General features: G+C 51.2%; 18 protein-coding genes and 1 tRNA gene. 6 read left to right on the top strand and 13 right to left on the bottom strand.

What is annotated here, in order from left to right:
• Positions 1-52: 52 nt before the first annotated feature.
• From hemA to LPB67_RS15345, 8 genes are all read right to left on the bottom strand, one after another.
• Positions 53-1,348 carry a glutamyl-tRNA reductase gene (gene hemA / locus LPB67_RS15310; RefSeq protein WP_262838143.1) on the bottom strand — a complete coding sequence of 432 codons (1,296 nt, stop codon included), beginning with the start codon at positions 1,346-1,348 and terminating at the stop codon, positions 53-55.
• A gap of 81 nt (positions 1,349-1,429) precedes the next feature.
• Positions 1,430-1,585 carry a hypothetical protein gene (locus LPB67_RS15315; protein WP_262838144.1) on the bottom strand — a complete coding sequence of 52 codons (156 nt, stop codon included), beginning with the start codon at positions 1,583-1,585 and terminating at the stop codon, positions 1,430-1,432.
• Positions 1,586-1,646: 61 nt separating this feature from the next.
• Complete coding sequence (locus tag LPB67_RS15320; RefSeq protein ID WP_262838145.1) at positions 1,647-2,339, bottom strand: response regulator transcription factor; 693 nt, start codon at positions 2,337-2,339, stop codon at positions 1,647-1,649.
• A gap of 341 nt (positions 2,340-2,680) precedes the next feature.
• Positions 2,681-2,944: a cell division topological specificity factor MinE gene (gene minE / locus LPB67_RS15325; RefSeq protein ID WP_262838146.1), complete on the bottom strand. Its 264-nt coding sequence runs from the start codon at positions 2,942-2,944 to the stop codon at positions 2,681-2,683.
• Between the two features lies 1 nt (position 2,945).
• A complete protein-coding gene (minD, locus tag LPB67_RS15330) occupies positions 2,946-3,761 on the bottom strand; it encodes a septum site-determining protein MinD (protein ID WP_262838147.1) in 816 nt (271 codons plus the stop codon).
• A gap of 66 nt (positions 3,762-3,827) precedes the next feature.
• Positions 3,828-4,595, bottom strand: a complete 768-nt coding sequence (gene minC, locus LPB67_RS15335) for a septum site-determining protein MinC (protein WP_262838148.1) — start codon at positions 4,593-4,595, stop codon at positions 3,828-3,830.
• Positions 4,596-4,822: 227 nt separating this feature from the next.
• Positions 4,823-5,665, bottom strand: coding sequence for a hypothetical protein (locus LPB67_RS15340; protein WP_262838149.1), 843 nt, complete (start codon positions 5,663-5,665; stop codon positions 4,823-4,825).
• 24 nt (positions 5,666-5,689) lie between these two features.
• A complete protein-coding gene (locus LPB67_RS15345; protein ID WP_262838150.1) occupies positions 5,690-6,619 on the bottom strand; it encodes a LysR family transcriptional regulator in 930 nt (309 codons plus the stop codon).
• Between the two features lie 152 nt (positions 6,620-6,771).
• On the opposite strand from LPB67_RS15345, the gene LPB67_RS15350 reads away from it, so the two are divergent.
• Positions 6,772-7,878, top strand: a complete 1,107-nt coding sequence (locus tag LPB67_RS15350) for a YeiH family protein (protein WP_262838151.1) — start codon at positions 6,772-6,774, stop codon at positions 7,876-7,878.
• 51 nt (positions 7,879-7,929) lie between these two features.
• On the opposite strand, the gene LPB67_RS15355 is transcribed toward LPB67_RS15350, so the two are convergent.
• From LPB67_RS15355 to LPB67_RS15365, 3 genes are all read right to left on the bottom strand, one after another.
• Positions 7,930-8,676 carry a hypothetical protein gene (locus LPB67_RS15355; protein WP_262838152.1) on the bottom strand — a complete coding sequence of 249 codons (747 nt, stop codon included), beginning with the start codon at positions 8,674-8,676 and terminating at the stop codon, positions 7,930-7,932.
• A gap of 304 nt (positions 8,677-8,980) precedes the next feature.
• Positions 8,981-9,226, bottom strand: coding sequence for a GlsB/YeaQ/YmgE family stress response membrane protein (locus LPB67_RS15360; protein WP_262838153.1), 246 nt, complete (start codon positions 9,224-9,226; stop codon positions 8,981-8,983).
• A 349-nt stretch (positions 9,227-9,575) separates the two neighbouring features.
• Positions 9,576-9,651: transfer RNA gene (locus LPB67_RS15365), tRNA-Phe, on the bottom strand.
• Between the two features lie 149 nt (positions 9,652-9,800).
• Between LPB67_RS15365 and LPB67_RS15370 the strand changes: the two genes are divergently transcribed.
• Genes LPB67_RS15370 through LPB67_RS15380 form a run of 3 tightly spaced genes read left to right on the top strand, consistent with a single transcriptional unit; the run spans position 9,801 to position 12,382 of the window.
• On the top strand, positions 9,801-10,994 hold the full coding sequence (locus tag LPB67_RS15370) for a UbiH/UbiF family hydroxylase (RefSeq protein ID WP_262838154.1): 1,194 nt from the start codon (positions 9,801-9,803) through the stop codon (positions 10,992-10,994).
• A gap of 39 nt (positions 10,995-11,033) precedes the next feature.
• The gene (locus LPB67_RS15375; protein ID WP_262838155.1) at positions 11,034-11,750 is read left to right on the top strand and encodes a DsbC family protein; all 717 of its coding nucleotides are present in this window, start codon (positions 11,034-11,036) and stop codon (positions 11,748-11,750) included.
• Between the two features lie 20 nt (positions 11,751-11,770).
• Complete coding sequence (locus LPB67_RS15380; RefSeq protein WP_262838156.1) at positions 11,771-12,382, top strand: NTP transferase domain-containing protein; 612 nt, start codon at positions 11,771-11,773, stop codon at positions 12,380-12,382.
• Between the two features lies 1 nt (position 12,383).
• Here the strand turns inward: LPB67_RS15380 and LPB67_RS15385 are convergent, their stop codons facing one another.
• Positions 12,384-15,005 (bottom strand): PAS domain S-box protein, encoded by a 2,622-nt coding sequence (locus LPB67_RS15385; protein WP_262838157.1) that lies wholly within the window; start codon positions 15,003-15,005, stop codon positions 12,384-12,386.
• A gap of 364 nt (positions 15,006-15,369) precedes the next feature.
• Here LPB67_RS15385 and LPB67_RS15390 point away from each other — a divergent pair, with 364 nt between their 5' ends.
• Positions 15,370-15,819 (top strand): DUF3429 domain-containing protein, encoded by a 450-nt coding sequence (locus tag LPB67_RS15390; protein ID WP_262838158.1) that lies wholly within the window; start codon positions 15,370-15,372, stop codon positions 15,817-15,819.
• Between the two features lie 63 nt (positions 15,820-15,882).
• Positions 15,883-17,763: a M61 family metallopeptidase gene (locus tag LPB67_RS15395; protein ID WP_262838184.1), complete on the top strand. Its 1,881-nt coding sequence runs from the start codon at positions 15,883-15,885 to the stop codon at positions 17,761-17,763.
• 339 nt (positions 17,764-18,102) lie between these two features.
• Here LPB67_RS15395 and trpC read toward each other — a convergent pair whose 3' ends face one another.
• Positions 18,103-18,903, bottom strand: a complete 801-nt coding sequence (gene trpC, locus LPB67_RS15400) for an indole-3-glycerol phosphate synthase TrpC (protein ID WP_262838159.1) — start codon at positions 18,901-18,903, stop codon at positions 18,103-18,105.

Below are 18,903 nucleotides of genomic sequence, written 5' to 3' on the forward strand. Positions count from 1 at the left end.
CACAGCGGGATGGAATGCCTGGCGCGACGGCCGGGGCGGGCGTCAGGCGTCGCTAACGCTTGGTGCGGAATAATTGCGGCAACAGGGCCGCCAGACGTGCGCGTTCGTCGCCGCTGGCCTGATGCAACGCCTGTTGCGGGCCGTGCAGGAATTTGGCCGTGAGTCCTTTGGAAAGCGCTTCGAGAACGGCTTCCACATCGTCGCCGCGCGCCAGCATTTTGCGGGCACGTTCGAGTTCCAGCAGACGCATGGCTTCGCTGTTCTCATGCAAATCCTGGATCACCGGTACCACGATACGACCATCGACCCAATGCATGAATGACTGCACGCGGGTTTCGATAATCGCTTCTGCCTGGGCCACTGCGGCCTGTCGATTTTCCATGCCGGTCTGGACCACATTGCCGAGATCGTCGACCGTATAAAGGAACACGTCGTCGAGCGCACTGACTTCCGTTTCGATATCGCGCGGCACGGCCAGATCGACCATGAAGATAGGACGGTGGCGGCGCGCCTTGACGGCGCGTTCTACCATGCCCAGGCCGATAATAGGCAAGGACGACGCGGTGCAGGAAATGATGATGTCAAATTGCGCTAAGCAATGCGGCAATTCCGCCAGACGAATCGCTTTGCCGTTGAAGCGGTGGGCCAGAGCTTCGCCGCGTTCCAGCGTGCGATTCGCAATCGTGATGCTTTTCGGATTTTGCGCAGCGAAGTGGGTCGCGCACAATTCGATCATCTCGCCGGCGCCGATAAACAGCACGTGTTGTTCAGAAATTTTATCGAAGATGCGTTGCGATAAACGTACCGCGGCGGCCGCCATCGACACGCTGTGCGCACCGATCTCGGTGGTGCTGCGGACTTCTTTGGCGACTGCAAAGGTACGCTGAAATAATTGATGCAAATAGGTGCCGAGTCCGCCCGCCGCATCGGCCTGCCGTACGGCATCTTTCATCTGGCCTAAAATCTGCGGCTCGCCCAAGACCATCGAATCCAGCCCGGAAGCTACGCGAAATGCATGACGTACCGCATTGTCCTGCGGCAGGGTGTACAGATGATGGCGTAACTCGGAATACGGCAGCTTGTGGAAGTCCGCTAGAAAATGCGCGGTCGCATCGATAGGATTAGCCACATGGCTGGCCGCATACATTTCGGTGCGGTTGCAGGTCGATAGAATCGCCGCCTCGACATCGGTGTTGAAGCCCGCGGCGGCATGCTGGCTGGCTTCACGACCGAACCAGGAGCGCGCAGCGACCACCGCCTGGCCGATCTGGTCAGGAGAGAACGCGACTTTTTCACGTAGTGAAAGCGGCGCAGTCGTATGGTTGAGGCCGACGGCTAAGAGTTGCATGGCGTGATGTCTGGGTGTAAGCCTGCATTATAGCGCGTCAGCGCGAAGATTTTCTGCTGCCGATGGCTGCATTGGGCAAGATCAAACGCTAAATGCTGGCAATTTGCTATGAAAATGCACCTGCGTTCGGCGCGTTGACGCGCCCTTGGGGAGCTTGTCTGGCTTGGATGGAACTTCCTCGATATTGTTTTGGCCGAGCACGATTTGCCTAAGCGACAGGAGTGACAGCTTCAGCATGAAAAAACTCCGGAAGAGCCTGCTGCCGGGCTCGCGCATCGACGGCAAATTCGCCGGAATATTACTCGGCGGTTACCTGTTCCAGGCGGTAGCCATAACTATATACGGGCGCTAGCCGGTAGCCATTTTCAGGCCGCAATTCGAGCTTGCTGCGGACCCGTGAAATATGCGTATCCATAGTGCGGGACGGGATATCGATATCGCGTGACCAGACCGCTTCAAGAATGTAGGCACGCGACAGAGGACGTCCCAGATTGCGGAACAGCAGCAGGGCGAGATCGAATTCTTTTTGCGTCATCTCGACTGGCACATCGTTGATGCTGACGCGCCCTGCACGCGTCTCAAACTTGTAGATGCCAAACTGCAGATGTTCGGACACGGTTTGTGAGGGGTAAGCGCGACGCAACAAAGCCTGCACGCGCGCCACCAGTTCGCTGCGGCGCACCGGTTTGATCATGTAATCATCGGCACCGGCGGCCAGACCGGCGACAATATCGTCTTCGCCAGAGCGGCTGGTCATGAATAAAACAGGGAGGTTAGGGCTCAGTTTTTCTCTGACCCAATGCAGGATTTCGGTGCCGCTCAAATCCGGTACTTGCCAATCCAGGATCAACATATCGTAACTGTCGCGGCGCAAATTATGCAGCATTTCCTTACCACTGAGGAAAGGGTGGCAAGTATGGCCGGCCGCAGTCAAGATGGTGCATACCAGCTCAAGCAGATTATTGTCGTCGTCCAGTACAGCAATTCTCATAAGTGCACACAGATTGGGGTTGAACAATCGTAGAGTAGTAAAGATACAGCATTGTACCTAACACAAGAATGATTTTAGGCAAGCTGGGGAGAATGAGCAAAAAAAATAGGCATTCCCCTCAGTTTGATGCCATTTTGGCACAAAAAATAACGTAACATTTCCCCGGTGGAATGATTGACTTTGATGCGGCTGTCTTGGTCGGCGGTGATTTTTCAGTGCGCTTGAGCAAAATGACTGCGTATCGCCGCCCGTGATTTTTTGTTAAAAAACAGTGCGGATTCAATTTTACATAAGCAGATCAGGTGGCCACAAAGGCTGGTGCCACCCCGGTACCAGCGAGATTAACTGCGTAACTCAACCTCAGGCAGGACGACGTTCACATCGAGCACTTCCAGGTTGCCCTGACGATCCAGCGAGACCTTGATATCGTCGGCATTGACTTTCGTGTATTTAGAAATCACGGCGATCAGCTCTTCCCGCAAGGCAGGCAGAAAATCATAGCCTTCGCGGTTGGTGCGTTCGCGTGCGATGATGATTTGCAGGCGTTCTTTGGCGGTATTGGCGCTCTTGGGTTTGTTATTGAATAAAAAAGATAGCAAGGCCATATTACTTACCTCCAAAAATCCGTTGCAGCAAACCTGGTTTTTCATAATTGATAAAACGCAGGGGCACTTCTTGACCGAGAAAACGCGAGATCACATCTTCATATGCATCCGATACGTCACTGCCTTTCATGTGGATCGCCGGATTGCCCTGATTGGATGCATGCAGCACCGCTTCCGATTCGGGGATCACGCCGATCAGGGGGATGCGCAAGATTTCCTGGACGTCGGTATAGGACAGCATTTCGCCGGCTTCAACGCGCTTAGGTGAATAGCGCGTGATCAGCAGGTGTTCCTTGACCGGCTCGCCGCCTTGTTGTGCACGCTTGGACTTGGCCTGGATGATGCCCAGGATGCGATCGGAATCGCGTACCGAAGAGACTTCAGGATTCGTGACGACGATGGCTTCATCGGCAAACGTCAGGGCCATCACAGCGCCGCGTTCAATTCCGGCAGGGGAGTCGCAGATGATGTACTCGAAATCCATTTTGGCGAGATCGTTCAAAACCCGCTCAACGCCCTCTTCCGTCAGCGCATCTTTGTCGCGGGTTTGCGAGGCAGGCAAGATAAACAGATTGTCGCAATGCTTGTCCTTGATCAGCGCCTGATTCAGGCTTGCTTCGCCGCTGATGACATTGACCAAATCGTAGACGACACGGCGTTCGCAACCCATAATCAAATCCAGATTGCGCAGACCTACGTCGAAATCGAGTACGGCGGTCTTATGTCCCCGCATAGCCAGACCTGACGCAAAGCTGGCACTGGAAGTAGTTTTTCCTACGCCGCCCTTACCGGATGTCACAACGATGATTCTTGCCACAAAAAGCTCCTTTAATTTTTCTAACGATCAATATACTTAAAACGGTGATGAGCTAATGCCAAATAATTAACCGACGGATTTTACGGATGATACTTCAATACGGTCGCCGATCAATTTGATTTGTACCGGATGATTCGGCAGCAACGCCGGAAAGCCATCATCAAAAGTACGATAGATACCAGCGATCGAGACCAGTTCGGCCTCCATTGACAGCGCAAAAATACGCGCGTCGGTATTGCCGGTTGCGCCTGCCAGCGCACGGCCGCGCAACGGTGCGTAGATATGGATGCTGCCGTCGGCAATGACTTCTGCGCCATTATTCACCGATGCCGTGATGATCAGGTCGGCGCCACGTGCATAAATCCGCTGCCCGGCGCGCACCGGCGTATCGATCACCATCGCAGGTGTGTTGCTATGGATAATCTGTGGCTGGGGTGCTGGCACAGGTTTTTCTGTCACCACTTCGACTGCGGCAACCGGTGTCGCCGGCGTTGCGCTGGTGAATTCCTGGCGCGGTTTACTGACGATATCGATACTCAGGCCGTGGCTGCGGATCGTGCTGTAATCTTCTTCCTGGGCATTGCGTACTGCCACAGGATTGAGTCCAAACGATTTAAACAAACTGATCAGCGCAGGCCAGTCAAGCTTTTCGGAAGCGATATTTTCAACGTCAATCACTGCAAATTCATCATCAAAGAAATCGGGCGTACCTGCCGTCATTTTTTTTAAAGCGGCTTCCAGGGTGGCGATTGGCGCTGCATGCAAAATAATCGCAACGGCTACAACGGTAGAAATTTTTATTTCGACGGGCTTGTGCGTCAGGCTGTTTTGCATAGGTAATGATGAGTAAGATTGCAACGTGATGCGTTAAACGGCTTAAGAGATAACAGCTATTGTAAAAGACTTATCCGGGTCGTTGTGAGCTAAGTCTCTTTAAAGCTGCAAAAAAATCAGGCGAAATTCACTGGCAGATCGATTAAGAAATATTCTCATCTATCTCTGTATTCGTGAAATTTCCTCGCAATTGCGTCGATTTATCGGTTTATTGAGTCATTTTAAAATCAGACATTGATTGGCTGAGCAGCGCTTAAAGCGGTAGTAAGCTCGGTAATCCGTGCTTTAAGCAGCAGATTTTCGGCGCTCAGTTCCGCTATTTTTTTATGCAAGAGTGCGACTTCTGTTGAGTTGATTTCAGTGCTGTTTGCAGCGCCAACTGTTTTGACCGGGACATCGTCTTGCGCGACCGCATCGCTCTTGCCCGCCTTTGCCGGTCTGGTGGCAGCCTTCATCTCGCGCACCAGTTTGGCGGCTTGTTGCAATTCTTTGCGGCCGCCGGCAACAGCACTGGCTTGTTGTTCCTCTGGCAGCGAAGCAATTGCCGCCGCCGCACTGATAGAGATGGTGCCGGCTCTGACCGCATTGACTAATTCCGGGCTTGCTGCTTTCTGTATCTTCTCTATTTGTGTGACGGCATTGCTGCTGATGCCGGCCGCTTTGGCAATATCCTCGCGGGTGTTTTTTGCTTTGGGCTCCGGTGTTTCGCCAGATGCCGGTATCGCATCTTCAGCGGCAGGTTTGCTGCGTGCGGCGACGATTTCTTTTTTGCGCAATGCCAGCATGCCACGCTGAAAATCCGTCACACTCCGACGCCCGATATGGTTATCGATCAGCCAGAGAATCACGTCTTCCATGCTGTCGATTGTCGTGTTTTGTATCGTCTTAAAAGGCAAGCCATGCTGCTGGCAAATCGCATAGCGATTGTGTCCGTCGATCAGCGTATCGCCCCATAAAATCAGGGCATCGCGACAACCCTCGCGCAAGATACTGCGCTCCAGCGCCTCATATTCATTGGCTGTCAGCGGATCAATATAAGCTTTAATTTCTGTGTTGATTTGTATCGTCATTATGTGATGCTCGTTAGATGTTTTTTACTGCGCTTTATTTTTACTGATGGTTTTGCCTGGTACTGATATGCCACGACATAAGTCTAAAAAACCGAGTAAGCGTGCAGATAGCATTTTATGTTTATGGTGAATCAGGTAAAAATTTCTTTCCAGCTTGGGCAGTGTCGTGTTGACTTCGACCAGCTTGCGCATGCTCAGCAGGTCCGCAACCACGCGGCGCGATAAGCAGGCAAGCCCCAGCCCTTCAGCCGCGGCATATTTGATTGCCTCTGAATTGCCAAATTCGCCTATGCAGTTCAGATGATGCAGATGCGGCAGCAAGGCTTGCTCCACCGTTTCGCGCGTCCCTGAACCGGGTTCCCTTAATAGCCACCGCGCATTACGTAAAATTTTGAGAGAGGTTTTTTCTCCAGATTGTCCGCTGAGGATGGGATGTTGCGGTGAGCAGACGATGATGAGTTCGTCGCTGATCCAGCGCTCTACATGAAGCTCTTCCTGATGGCAGGGGCCCTCAATCAAACCCAGGTCCAATTCAAAATTGGCGACAGCTTGTGCAATGTCGGCGGTATTGGCGATCGTCACATTGGGATAGGTTCGGGAATGCGGATTGGTTTTAGCGAGAATGGCCGGCAACAAATAAATGCCAATGGTTGTACTTGCTCCTATGCGCAAACCGGCTCCCGAGCTGGCAAAGCCGGGACTGAATTGCTGCTCGATGACATGTGCAGCATCGAGCAGCTGGCTGGCTTGCGGTAACAACAAACGGCCATTGTCATTCAGCTGCAGGCGCTTGCCGACCCGGTCAAACAGACTGCTTTCCAGCCCATGTTCCAATTCATTTAAAGCAGCGCTGGTGGCTGACTGCGACAGGTTAACGCTGTCAGCCGCGGCAGACGTGCTGCCGCTATGTGCGACGGCCAGAAAAATCTGTAGTTGTCTTAATGTCAGACGCATTAATTTGGATTATTTTAATTTATTTACCTATTTTACAGTTTGATTATAGATAAATGAATTGTTTTTCATTTTAATTTGATTGACATAGACTGCGCGGCATATCGAATTAATTGCTTGTATTAAATCCACATTATCCTGATCAGAAAGTAGTTATGCCAGGCTTAGCCCCAGCTTCTGCAACATCCGTAACGCAGCATGTCGTCAATGAATGGAAATCTGTATTGACCTATTTGCCGGGAATGTTGCTGGTGATAATCATTGCGAGCATTGCCATATGGCTTGGACGCTTCTCGTGGCTGGCTGGTCATGGTCTCGGAGCGTTAAGTCTGGCGATATTCTTGGGAATCGTTGCGGGCAATACGGCAGTCGTGTCTGGCGCAGCTCAGATTACGCCAGGAATACGGTTTTCAAAGCAGCACCTGTTACGCTTGGGTATCGTGTTATATGGTTTTCGTCTGAATTTTCAGGATCTCGCGCAGGTCGGCATCAGTGGTTTTTTGACTGATGCTCTGGTTCTGATTTCTACCTTTAGCCTGAGCGTTTTTATTGGAGTGAAATTATTCAAATTAGATAGGAGCACGGCGATCTTGATTGGCGCAGGGAGTTCTATTTGCGGTGCGGCTGCGATTATGGCAACAGAGAATGTTGTGAATGCCAAATCTGAGGAGGTCAGCGTGGCGATATCAACCGTCGTCTTGTTTGGTACTACCGCTACTTTTTTATATCCCTTGCTTTACCATTGGAATTTGTCTTGCCATCTGGTGCCGGCCGGCGCTGATTTCTTCGGCGTCTTCATCGGTTCGACGATTCACGATGTTGCGCAGGTCGTCGCTGTTGCCCATGCCATAGGTGAGCAGGTCGAGCGCACTGCGATTGTGGCAAAGATGGGGCGAGTCATGATGCTGGCTCCGTTTCTGATTTTTTTATCGTTAGCGATATCTAAAAAACGGGCTCAGGAAGAACAATTCGAAGCGGCAGGCAACTCTCGCACTCAACAGCAAGCGATCAGTGTCCCATGGTTTGCGTTGATTTTTGTGTTGATGGTGGCGATTAATTCGATGTTGCCATTATCAAAAAATGCACTCAATCTTATTCGGCAAATCGATGCATGCTTGTTAGCGATGGCAATGGTCGCCCTGGGTCTGAGCACGGACCTCAGTGCGATACGCAGCGCAGGCGCCAAGCCTTTGTTGTTGGGTGGCGTGATATTTGTCTGGTTGATGGCAGGAGGGCTAATGATCAATCAGATGATGGCTTGAACAATACCCTGCCAAGCTGGGCATGCAGAGTCCGTGCCAAACGAGTCGATATCAGAACAGAAGCTGCAAACGCATGGTGAACATGTCAGCGTGTTTGCTATACACCGAGCCAGTCAAATAAGCGGCCTGATATTTAAACGTTGTCGAGGGTGTCAGTGCCAACGATCCGAACACAGCAGGCCCGACGCGATGTGATTGGCGATCGCGGGCTACCCAGTGATCCCAATCACCGAGTTCGCCAAATCCCTGTAAGCCAATTTGCAAAGCAGGCATCCAGCGATATTTAACCTGCCATTGATATTTCATCTGCGCCGCATTACTGTGTCCGTCGCCATAGGATTCTTCAGTAGCGAAGCTATGTTCAAAAAACACATTGCCATTTAACTGCAGTTTGCCGATATCGGTTTGCAGAGCCGGACCAAATTCAAATGCGTAACCATTAGCGGTATCGTGCGGGCGAATAAAGTTGGTGTGCAAGGCCAGGTCAAACGGATACTGGCCTTGCGTCAATTGATAGTCGTTTTGCCAGTTCCAGGTACTGAGTTTAAGGTCAGATTTGGATGTGCCGATAGCGCTGGCATACAGTTCGGTATACCAGCGCGAATTAACGCCATATCCAAAACCCAGTTCAGGCCAGATAATCTCCGGGCCTTTGGCCGACTTGACTGTCCAATACCTGTAATCAAGCGATTTCTCATCCTTGTTGTCATACACCGTCACCACATAATAGCCAGGATCCGCCTGCGCTGATAGACAGGTAGCCAAAAACAGGAAGAGCAAAACGCAAGGTTTTGTCATTGGATTTTCTAAATGATTTGGATGTGGGGACAACAATGTCAGGTAGATATTTAGTATGCCCCTACCTTCAGAAAATGAAAAGCAAACTGTTTACCTATAACCTGCAAAATTCCGCAAGCGACTTCAATTCCAAAAGAAATTGAAAAACTGAACCTTGCACAATACAGGTAGCTTGCATCGGGAATCCAAGTCCTTGCTTCGAGCCAGTAATATTCACTAACGGAGAATTTTTCGAGAGTTGTAAGACAAAAAAATCCCTATCTCATTTTGCATAGAGTAGGGATTTTTTCAGCGAGATGATCTATTAGGCGCGTTTGATTAGGCGCAAAATAAATAACAAGATGACGGCACCAATAGTTGCCGTCACAATCGAAGCGATGAAACCGTCGCCAATATGAATACCCAGAACGCCGGCTAGCCAGCCACCGATAAAAGCTCCGACGATGCCGACCACGATATCAATCAATACGCCGAAACCACCGCCTTTTACCACCACCCCTGCAAGCCATCCAGCGATGGCACCCACGATGAGCCAAGTAATGAAACCCATAACATCTCCTATGAAGAATTGAGGATCTTTAAATTGCGAAGTTATCGTAGTTTAAAATGATTATAAAAACAATCATCAATTTTCAATGCGGTAATTATGATTCGATCCGGCAGTTGCCTGGAGTGACGTGTGTCGGCGTTAGGTCATTTCGTCATTGAGGGAAATATTTTTCTGGCTGACCGGGAAGGACGGAAATAATTTGTGGAAAACGATGCGGAAATAAAAAACGCCGTGTCGAGAGCAGCGTAGGTGGGAAGCTAATTTCATCGGTATCACGGTGGAACACCTGTTTGGAACACCCGATAAATTGAAGGTCAAAAACCTCAATCAGATCAACAACTTAAAATCTTGGTGGCCCGGGGCGGAATCGAACCACCGACACAAGGATTTTCAATCCTCTGCTCTACCGACTGAGCTACCAGGCCAAGACCAAGAATTATAGTGATCCGACCGCTAATATGCAAGCTTTTTATGAACAAACTTGCTTCTCTCATCTGCGATGTGTCGATTCGCTGCTTTTTTTACTGCCGTATAATGAGACGATTATTTCTCGGTTTGTAAGGTTTATAGCGCGATGGCGACTCAATCTGTAGATAGCGATATCTGTATTGTTGGAGATGGTGCAGTCGGTAAAGTGGCGGCGCTGGGTTTATCGCAGCAGGGTTTGCGTGTGACCTTGCTTGGACCTGCAATCGTGTCCCCATCTGTCTCTGAGGATTGGGATGTGCGGGTGTTTGCATTAAACCATGTTGCGCATGACTTGTTGGATTCTTTAAAGGTGTGGGGGGCGCTGGATCATGCGAGAGTTGCGCCCGTCGAGGCGATGCAGGTGTATGGCGGAACTGCTGCATCCGATGGCAAGTTGGGCTTTGACGCTTATGGTGCGCATGTGCAAGAACTGGCCTGGATTGTGGAGGATAAAAATCTGAACCAGGCTTTGGATGAGGCATTGAAGTTTGCGCAAAACATTACTTATGTAACGGGACGCGCTTTGCGGATGGAGGTGACTGATACCCGGGCAAGCGTCCAGTTGGAGGATGGTGATCAACTGACTGCGGCGTTGCTGATCGGTGCCGATGGTGCGCAGTCCTGGGTGCGTGGACAATCGGATATTGGCCTGGATTATCGCTCGTATGGGCAACAAGGTGTCGTGACGAATTTCGCTTGTGAGAAGCCGCATCGCAGCGTTGCGCATCAATGGTTCGATGATGACCTGGGTATCATTGCGCTGTTGCCTTTGCCGGGGCAGCGGGTTTCCCTGGTGTGGTCTGCACCGGATCATCTGGCTGAGCAATTGCTGCGTGAGCCATTGACGGCAGTGGCGGAGCGCTTGTATGGATATTGCAGTGAAGTGCTGGGACATTTGACGCCCTTGGTTCCCGAAACTATTAAGGCGTTTCCGTTGCGCCTGATGCGACCACATTCGATGATTGCAGCACGGGTAGTCTTGATTGGCGATGCCGGCCATGTTGTGCATCCGATGGCCGGGCATGGCATGAACCTCGGTTTCGGTGATGTGCTGGCTTTGCTGGATGTGCTTGCCCAGCGCGAAGAGCATCGTGATTGCGGGGATGCCCGCGTATTGCGCCGCTATCAGCGCGCGCGCAAGGAAGAGATCACATTGATGCAGTTGACGACCGACGGCCTGGCCAGATTATTCGGAACCGATCTGGTGCCATTGCGTTTGGCGCGCAATCTGGGATTGAACTTGCTGGACCGTTTGCCGGTCATAAAGAGGAAATTGATTTCTCATGCAATGGGCAAATAGGATTTTATTTTTTTATTTAATTGACGGACACTGACACTAATGAATATCAAATCACTCATCGCTGCTTTATTGATCTTGCCGGCAGCCTTTGCTTTAGCCGAGACCCCACAAGAAGCTGCAGTAAAAAAACTGGTTGAACCGCGCTTGAATGAGGGCACCAAAGTCGATTCTGTAACCAAGACGCCTTATGCAGGCTTGTTCGAAGTGCGCGTCGGCAGTGACGTCATTTATACCGATGAAAAAGCCCAGTACCTGTTTATCGGCAATGTCATTGACGCACGCAATTCGAAGAATTACACCAAGATCCGTGTCGATGAATTAAGCCGGGTCAAGTTCGCTGACCTGCCTTTGGAATCTGCGCTGAAAACGGTAAGAGGCAATGGCAAGCGCGTCATCGCGATTTTTGAAGACCCGAATTGCGGCTATTGCAAACGCTTCCGCAAGACTTTGCAGGATGTTGATAACATCACCGTGTATACCTTTATGTATAACATTCTGGCAGAAGATTCCAGCATCAAATCTAGAAACATCTGGTGTACCGCTGACCGTAACAAAGCATGGGATGACTGGATGCTGAATGGTAAAGCGGCAGCTACGGCGGCGCCGAGTTGCGATACGCCGAACGAGAAAATTTTTGAATTAGGTAAAAAGTTACGGGTCAGCGGAACGCCAACGGTCTTCTTTGCAGATGGTTCGCGCTTGCCTGGCGCAGTCGATGTCAAAGGCCTGGAAGATAAATTCTCTAGCCTGAAATAATTGCAGAACACGGCATCCGTATGAGCGAGCATCATCGTCCCGCAAGCAAATGGCGGGGCATCTTGCTCGCCGCGGGTAGCGGGCGCAGATTCGACCAGAGCGGGCAGCGCAATAAGTTACTGCAGCCTGTGAATGACAATATGACCGTCGCGGTCGGCAGCGCCCATAATTTATTAGCGGTGTTGCCCGATAGTTTGGCAGTCTTGCCGGAAATTTTCCAAAACCCTTCTGCCGGACTGCTCGCACAATCTTTGCGCGATGCCGGCTGCCATATCAGTATTTGTGCTCATGCTGGGCAGGGCATGGCAGCGTCCCTGGTGCATGGCCTGCAGCAGAGTCTTCACTATCAAGGCTGGATCATTGCATTGGCAGACATGCCCTATGTACAGGCATCATCGATAAGGCAATTGCTGGGCGCTTTAGAGTCCGGTGCCGATATCGCAACGCTATGTTATCAGGGTAAGCGCGGCAATCCCGTGGCCTTCTCGCGCACCCATCTAGCCGAGCTGCTGATGCTGACAGGGGATCAGGGGGCGCGAAATTTATTGCAACGCTATCCGGTCACAGAAATCGAGGTCGATGATCCAGGCATCTTGCGGGACATTGATCATCCGCAGGATTTGATGCGCTGAATTAAGGAGCGCTTTGCGGCAATGTGATAACGAAATGCGCGCCTGCACCAGGGCTGCTATTCACATTGATGCGGCCACCCAGTACGCCTGTGACCAGGTTGTACACAATGTACAAGCCCAAGCCGCTGCCGCCCTGACCGAGCTTGGTCGTAAAGAAGGGGTCGAACAAGTGCGCCAGGGTCTCGGCTCCCATACCCAGGCCGTTATCCCGATAATCCAAAATAATCTCATTGTCGAAAGTATGTGCAGAGATCGTAATCCGGCCTTGCGCTACTTCTTCGAATCCATGCAATAAAGAATTCGAAATCAAGTTCGTGATGATTTGTTCTATCGGACCAGGATAACTATCCAGATGAATTTTTTCCAGCACCTTGATGTCGACCCGATGATCGGTGCGCTTCAGCATCGGCATCAGGGTCGTCATGACTTCGTTGATGGTGGCCTCCAGATCAAACAGGCGGCGCCGCGCACTCGACTGATCCACCGCGACCTGTTTGAAATCAGAAATCAGTTTCGCACTGCGGATCGCATTATGTTCGATCATGATGCCCGCCTGTTGCATGAGTTCTGCGGAACGGATTGCCTCGCTACGGCGTAGCTGGCCGCTGTTCAGTTGGCATAAGAAAGCGCTGCTTTCATCCTTCAGCGTGGAGGCAACAGTCACGATATTGCCTATCGGTGTATTCAGTTCGTGGGCAATGCCGGCGACCAGATTGCCCAGCGCCGCCAGCTTCTCCGATTGCACCAGATGCTCCATGGCCTGATGTAATTCCTGAGTACGTTCCAGCACCCGGTGCTCTAATACCTGGTTCAAATTTTCCAGCGCAATTTTGGTATTTTCTAATTCTGTAATATCCAGAATCGCACCAATCATGCCATCGACTTCGCCGAGTTGATTTTTGAATATAGCGCGGTGAAAAATGACATGGCGCGGATCGTCTGAATTTTCATTGATACGGCGCTGGAATATTTGTTTTTCCTGGTTCTGGTACAGGAGTGCATCTTTTTCACGGTAGAAGGCGACCCGCTCCGGGCTGATCCAATTTTCTAATTTTTTATGGAGAATATCTTCTCTGCGCAAATGCATCATACTTAGGAAAGCGTCATTAAAACCCAGATAATGACCATCCCGATCTTTATAAAAAATCGGGATAGGCATTGCATCCAGCAGAGTCTCTAGGAAATTCCTCTCCCGCAAAATCGCAGCTTGCGCAGCGTTGCGCTCTGTAATGTCATTGATGCTGCAACGTATTAGCCCGGCGCCTTGTTTGCCGGGCAGCTTGATCAGATGGATCTCGCAAGGAATTGAGTTGCCGTCAGCATTCCGGCACAGCCATTCAAAACGCACATCCAGCCCGGCCAAGGCGGATTTCACATGCCCTCTGATGACTGCTGCGGCATCTGGTCCATCTTCTTGTAGCACGGCACTGAGTTGTCGCGCATTGAGGTTAAGTAATGCCAATTGTGAGTAGCCAAATAATTTGGCTGCATGCCGGTTTGCTTCCACAAATTTATTCTGATCGACGTCAAATACCAGTATCGCCTCGGGAGCATGGTCGATCAATGTGCGATAAGTCGCTTCGCTGTTTTGCAAGGCGATCTCAGCAAGTTTACGTTCGGTGATATCCATCAGCGTTTCTAAAGCCCCGACGGTATTGCCGGCCTCATCCACCAAGGGTACCGCGGTGAAATGCAGCCACTTGCCATGCTCGCCGATACGATTGAAATAGCCTTCAGTTTCTACCGCACCGGCTACGTTTTTGCTCGGATATACCGTATTTTGATAATGCGTTTGTATCGCCTCCAGGCTTAAACCATTCAGGATCAAATCGGCTAAACAAGGCCTGGCATCATGATAAAAACCGCGCCAGGCTTGATTCGATCCGATCATGTCGCTGGCCGTGGTATGCGTCAGCTGTTCCAGCAAAGCATTCCACTGCGTGACGACGTGACCCGCGTTAATCGTGAACAGAGCTAGTGGCAAACTTTGATAAGTCTGTTGCATCTGATGCTCAATTGCACTGGCGCGGGCAATCGCGAATTTACGATCCGTAATATCTCTGGCGGATGCAATCGAGCGCCGCTTGCCATTTTGTTCCTCGATGTGCAAAGAAACCTCCACCCAGAACAGGCGGCCATCCGCATGTCTGGCATGCCACTCAAACAATTGCGGCCCTTCGTTGATGGCTTTATCCAGCCAAATTTGCGCTTCGGCTTCGGTATAGGGCGGATAATTTGCGCTGAAGTTGGCTATCTTCAGATTCTCGGCCTCCTCTCTGGTGCAGCCATACAATTCAGTAAACCGCAAATTGATATCGATCAGCTTGCCGTTGTCCAGATCGCGGATGACAATCGCTTCGCTGCTGCAATTGAATAATTCACGATAATTAATTTCGCTGTGTTTCCCTGCTTGCCGGCTGTTCTTCCGCATGTGGTGCAGCAGTAACAGCATCCCCAACAGCATCATCAGGCTGATCAACGTCACCGCGATCAACTGATCATTCATGCCGGACAGGACAAAATGACCGGCAGATGCAGATGTGTCTGGTGCACGAGATAAGTCTTGCGCAGACAGCGCTGACGAGATGACAGATAGCGCGCCCGCGCCCAGGATGCGTCGCACAGCGGCCGAAAATCCGATCGGCCGATGCTTTGAGATGGTGGGGCCGGAAGCTGTCATTTGCGCAGGTTGGAAGAAAGGCTAGCAGATCATCAATAATGAAAAAATAGATGTGCTATAGGTCATGTCGTCTCATCTTAACTGCCAAGTCGGGCAAAAAGCGATCGATACACTATTTTTAACGAATAAAGCGTTGTTTCGAGTATGTCCTGACATCATTTACGATGCAGGCTGATAGCCGAAATATATCTAATCGCGCCAAATCCACATAAAATACCGGATTTTATCGCCGCGCATAAGAAGCAGAGCACATTCTTCACTCTTATCCATCTCATCATAAAAACGGTCAACACTACCCATCATTACAATGGATATTCCAAATAAGCAGTTGGTCAACAAACTCGGTTTTTCCGGACTCATACCTTTTGTCTTACTCAGCCTTGCCTGTTGGATCGTGCATCCCGACTGGCTCGGTTATTTCATTAAAGCGCAACTATCATACGGGATTATTATTCTGTCCTTTTTAGGCGGACTGCATTGGGGCGTCGCGCTGATGTCGCATGATCGCGATACTGCCGACACGCGCAAAGCATTGTTGTGGGGAGTAATTCCAACCATGATCGCCTGGTGCTCGATGGTGAATATGGCGATCGGATTCCTGGTGCAAATGATTGGCTTCGCGGTCGCTTATCAAGTCGATAAACGCCTGTATCTGAGCTATGAATTGCCAGACTGGTTTATTATCTTGCGGCGGCGCCTGACCGTTGTGGTTGTGACGGCTCTGGCGTTGACCTTTGTTGCCGCAAATGTGCGTTGATTACCGTTTCAAGAAAGAATAATGAGCATGACCAATGCCGCTGCCCAGAAGACCTTTGTCAAAATGACTGCGAAAAGCCAAGCCAAGGCCCACCAGGCCGCCACTGACTGCGCCGTCGAATATCATATTGTCCCCAAAGATCTGGCCGGACACTTGTACCAGGTGCGGCTGCACATTGCCCGCCCCGCTCCTGCCGGACAAGTGCTGACATTGCCTGCCTGGATCCCCGGCAGCTACATGATCCGCGAATTCGCCCGCCATATCGTGCAACTCCATGCACACAGTGCAGGAAAAAAAGTCGCCGTCAAAAAACTCGATAAACATAGCTGGCAAGCGGCACCGTGCGATGGCGCATTGACGCTGGAATATGAAGTCTATGCCTGGGACTTGTCGGTACGAGCCGCGCATCTCGATCAGCAGCATGGTTTCTTCAACGGCACCAGCGTATTTTTGCAAGTCGCCGGACAAGAGATGGCGCCGCATATCGTGGACATCCAGCGTGCTGACGATCTCGCCTGCAAGACCTGGCGCGTCGCTACCTCATTGCCCGAATTAAAAGCGAAGCGCTACGGCTTCGGCACCTATATCGCCGCCAATTACGACGAGCTGATCGATCATCCGGTCGAGATGGGTAATTTTGCGATGGCGAGTTTTGAAGCGCATGGCGTGCCGCATGATTTTGTCGTCACCGGCAACGTGCCGAATCTGGATTTGCCGCGCATCGTTGCCGATGTGAAAAAAATCTGCGAAACACAAATCGCCTTCTTCGAACCAAAGACCCGGCGCGCACCGATGGAGCGGTATGTCTTCATGACCATGGCGGTCGGTGACGGTTATGGCGGCCTAGAACATCGCGCTTCGACCGCCCTGATTTGCAACCGCGCTGATTTGCCGTCTAAGAATCAAGTCGAGATGAGCGACGGCTATCGCAGCTTCCTCGGCTTATGCAGTCATGAATATTTCCATACCTGGAACGTCAAGCGCATCAAGCCGGCGGCATTTGCGCACTACGATTTGCGGCAAGAGAATTACACCAGTCTGCTGTGGCTGTTTGAAGGCTTCACCAGTTATTACGACGACCTGATGCTGGTGCGTTCCGGCTTGATCGATGAAGCCAGCTACTTCAAGCTGATCTCCAAAACCGTCAACATGGTGACGCGCGGATCGGGACGTAAAAAGCAGAGCGTTGCCGAATCCAGCTTCGATGCCTGGACCAAATATTATCGCCAGGACGAGAACTCGCCGAATGCGATCGTCAGCTATTACACCAAGGGATCATTGGTCGGTCTTGGATTGGATTTAAGCATCCGCGCCGCGACCGCAGGCAAGAAGTCTTTGGACGATGTGATGCGCACCCTGTGGCAAAAATTCGGCCGCGATTTCTACGAAAAAAACCTGTCCGGCACACAGCAAGGACTGGCTGAAAACGCGATCGAAGCGATCATCGAACAAGCCACTGGCATACAAGCCAAACGCTTCCTCGATCGCTATGTGCGCGGCAATGAGGACCTGCCTTTGGCAAAATTATATGAGGATTTCGGCGTAGTATTCAACGATGCGGCCAGGTCCGGCAAGGCGCTCAAAGCCTCACTCGGCGTACGTACGGCGAAAGACGGTAACGATTGCAAGCTCGCGAATGTACACGAAGGCCGCGCCGCCCATCGTGCCGGTTTGTCTGCTGGCGATATACTGATTGCCGTCAACGGTTTACGTGTGACCGCTGCGGATGCCGCCGATGGCTTGTCGAACGCTTTGAGTCGTTATGCGGTGGGCGAGACGGTGCAATTGCATGCCTTCCGGCGCGACGAGTTATTGGTGGTGCAGGCGAAATTGCAAGCCGACGACATGCCGGCGTTATCGCTGGATTTGCTAGAAAACAGCAAAGCAGCTTTGCTGACACTGCGACCCAGTTATCAAAAGTCGGTAAAAAAAATAATACTGTGAATAGTTAAGGCCGATCCGCATGATCAGCAGGCGGATTGGCTTTTGTATTATTGATACGCCCTTTATTTCATTTTGTAGGTAGAGCTTACGCAAAAACAAAAATCTCTCACCACAGAAACACGGAGACGCAGAGAAACGGCAAAAGAGGAGTTTGCTTCATGGCGTTTCGATATTAAATGGACCGGCAAGCCGGGTGCGCCCGCTGGCACGAAATGCCGCTGAAAGCCGCATCCAGCCTGCGGTTTCAATTTGAATCAAACCAATCTCGCATTATCCATGCGCTTCGCAGCCCTAAAACACGCCACCAGCCGCATCAGCATTGCGTGATCAAATTCCGAATTAAAAGAACAGTTTTTGCAATTCCAGGCCAGGATGCTCTGCCCGCATGAACGCTTCGCCGACCAGGAAACCGTGGACGTTTGCATCGCGCATGCGCTGGACGTCGGCCTTGCCCATGATGCCGGATTCGGTAATCACTAATTTGTCGGCAGCGATGCGTGGCAGTAAACCAAGCGTGGTATCGAGCGTGACGTCGAAGGTGCGCAGGTTGCGGTTGTTGATGCCTAATAGATTGGTGTTCAGTTTCAAGGCGGCGTCGAGCTCTTCGCCGTCATGCACTTCCACCAGCACATCCATACCCAGCTCATGCGCGCAGGCTTCGAGTTCTGCCATCAGGCCGTGATCGAGTGCCGAGACGATCAGCAGGATGCAGTCGGCGCCCCAACTGCGGGCTTGATAGACCTGGTAAGGATCGATCAGAAAATCTTTGCGCAGAGCCGGAATGCTGCAAGCTGCGCGCGCCTGTTGCAAATATGCCGGCGCACCCTGGAAAAATTGTTCATCGGTGAGAACCGATAAACAGGCAGCACCGTGGGTTGCATAACTGATCGCGATCTCGGCCGGCTTGAAATCGGCGCGCAATATGCCTTTGGATGGCGAGGCTTTTTTGATTTCGGCAATCACGCCGGCCTGGCCGGCGTTGATTTTATTGCGCAAGCTGGTTTCAAATCCACGTATCGCTGCGCGTGCTTCGGTATCGGCTTCGACTTCGCTACGCAGGCTGGCATACGATCGATATTTTTTGGCGGCAGCGACTTCATCGACTTTGACGGCCAGTATTTTATTCAGAATATCGGACAT

Source organism: Undibacterium sp. Jales W-56, from assembly GCF_025548535.1.
Taxonomy (GTDB): domain Bacteria; phylum Pseudomonadota; class Gammaproteobacteria; order Burkholderiales; family Burkholderiaceae_D; genus Undibacterium.

Bases quoted from the DNA above. Each gene is read 5' to 3' on its own strand.
- hemA (WP_262838143.1), bottom strand. From the start codon at position 1,348: ATGCAACTCTTAGCCGTCGGCCTCAACCATACGACTGCGCCGCTTTCA.
- LPB67_RS15315 (WP_262838144.1), bottom strand. From the start codon at position 1,585: ATGCTGAAGCTGTCACTCCTGTCGCTTAGGCAAATCGTGCTCGGCCAA.
- LPB67_RS15320 (WP_262838145.1), bottom strand. From the start codon at position 2,339: ATGAGAATTGCTGTACTGGACGACGACAATAATCTGCTTGAGCTGGTA.
- minE (WP_262838146.1), bottom strand. From the start codon at position 2,944: ATGGCCTTGCTATCTTTTTTATTCAATAACAAACCCAAGAGCGCCAAT.
- minC (WP_262838148.1), bottom strand. From the start codon at position 4,595: ATGCAAAACAGCCTGACGCACAAGCCCGTCGAAATAAAAATTTCTACC.
- LPB67_RS15340 (WP_262838149.1), bottom strand. From the start codon at position 5,665: ATGACGATACAAATCAACACAGAAATTAAAGCTTATATTGATCCGCTG.
- LPB67_RS15345 (WP_262838150.1), bottom strand. From the start codon at position 6,619: ATGCGTCTGACATTAAGACAACTACAGATTTTTCTGGCCGTCGCACAT.
- LPB67_RS15350 (WP_262838151.1), top strand. From the start codon at position 6,772: ATGCCAGGCTTAGCCCCAGCTTCTGCAACATCCGTAACGCAGCATGTC.
- LPB67_RS15355 (WP_262838152.1), bottom strand. From the start codon at position 8,676: ATGACAAAACCTTGCGTTTTGCTCTTCCTGTTTTTGGCTACCTGTCTA.
- LPB67_RS15360 (WP_262838153.1), bottom strand. From the start codon at position 9,226: ATGGGTTTCATTACTTGGCTCATCGTGGGTGCCATCGCTGGATGGCTT.
- LPB67_RS15370 (WP_262838154.1), top strand. From the start codon at position 9,801: ATGGCGACTCAATCTGTAGATAGCGATATCTGTATTGTTGGAGATGGT.
- LPB67_RS15375 (WP_262838155.1), top strand. From the start codon at position 11,034: ATGAATATCAAATCACTCATCGCTGCTTTATTGATCTTGCCGGCAGCC.
- LPB67_RS15380 (WP_262838156.1), top strand. From the start codon at position 11,771: ATGAGCGAGCATCATCGTCCCGCAAGCAAATGGCGGGGCATCTTGCTC.
- LPB67_RS15390 (WP_262838158.1), top strand. From the start codon at position 15,370: ATGGATATTCCAAATAAGCAGTTGGTCAACAAACTCGGTTTTTCCGGA.
- LPB67_RS15395 (WP_262838184.1), top strand. From the start codon at position 15,883: ATGACTGCGAAAAGCCAAGCCAAGGCCCACCAGGCCGCCACTGACTGC.
- trpC (WP_262838159.1), bottom strand. From the start codon at position 18,903: ATGTCCGATATTCTGAATAAAATACTGGCCGTCAAAGTCGATGAAGTC.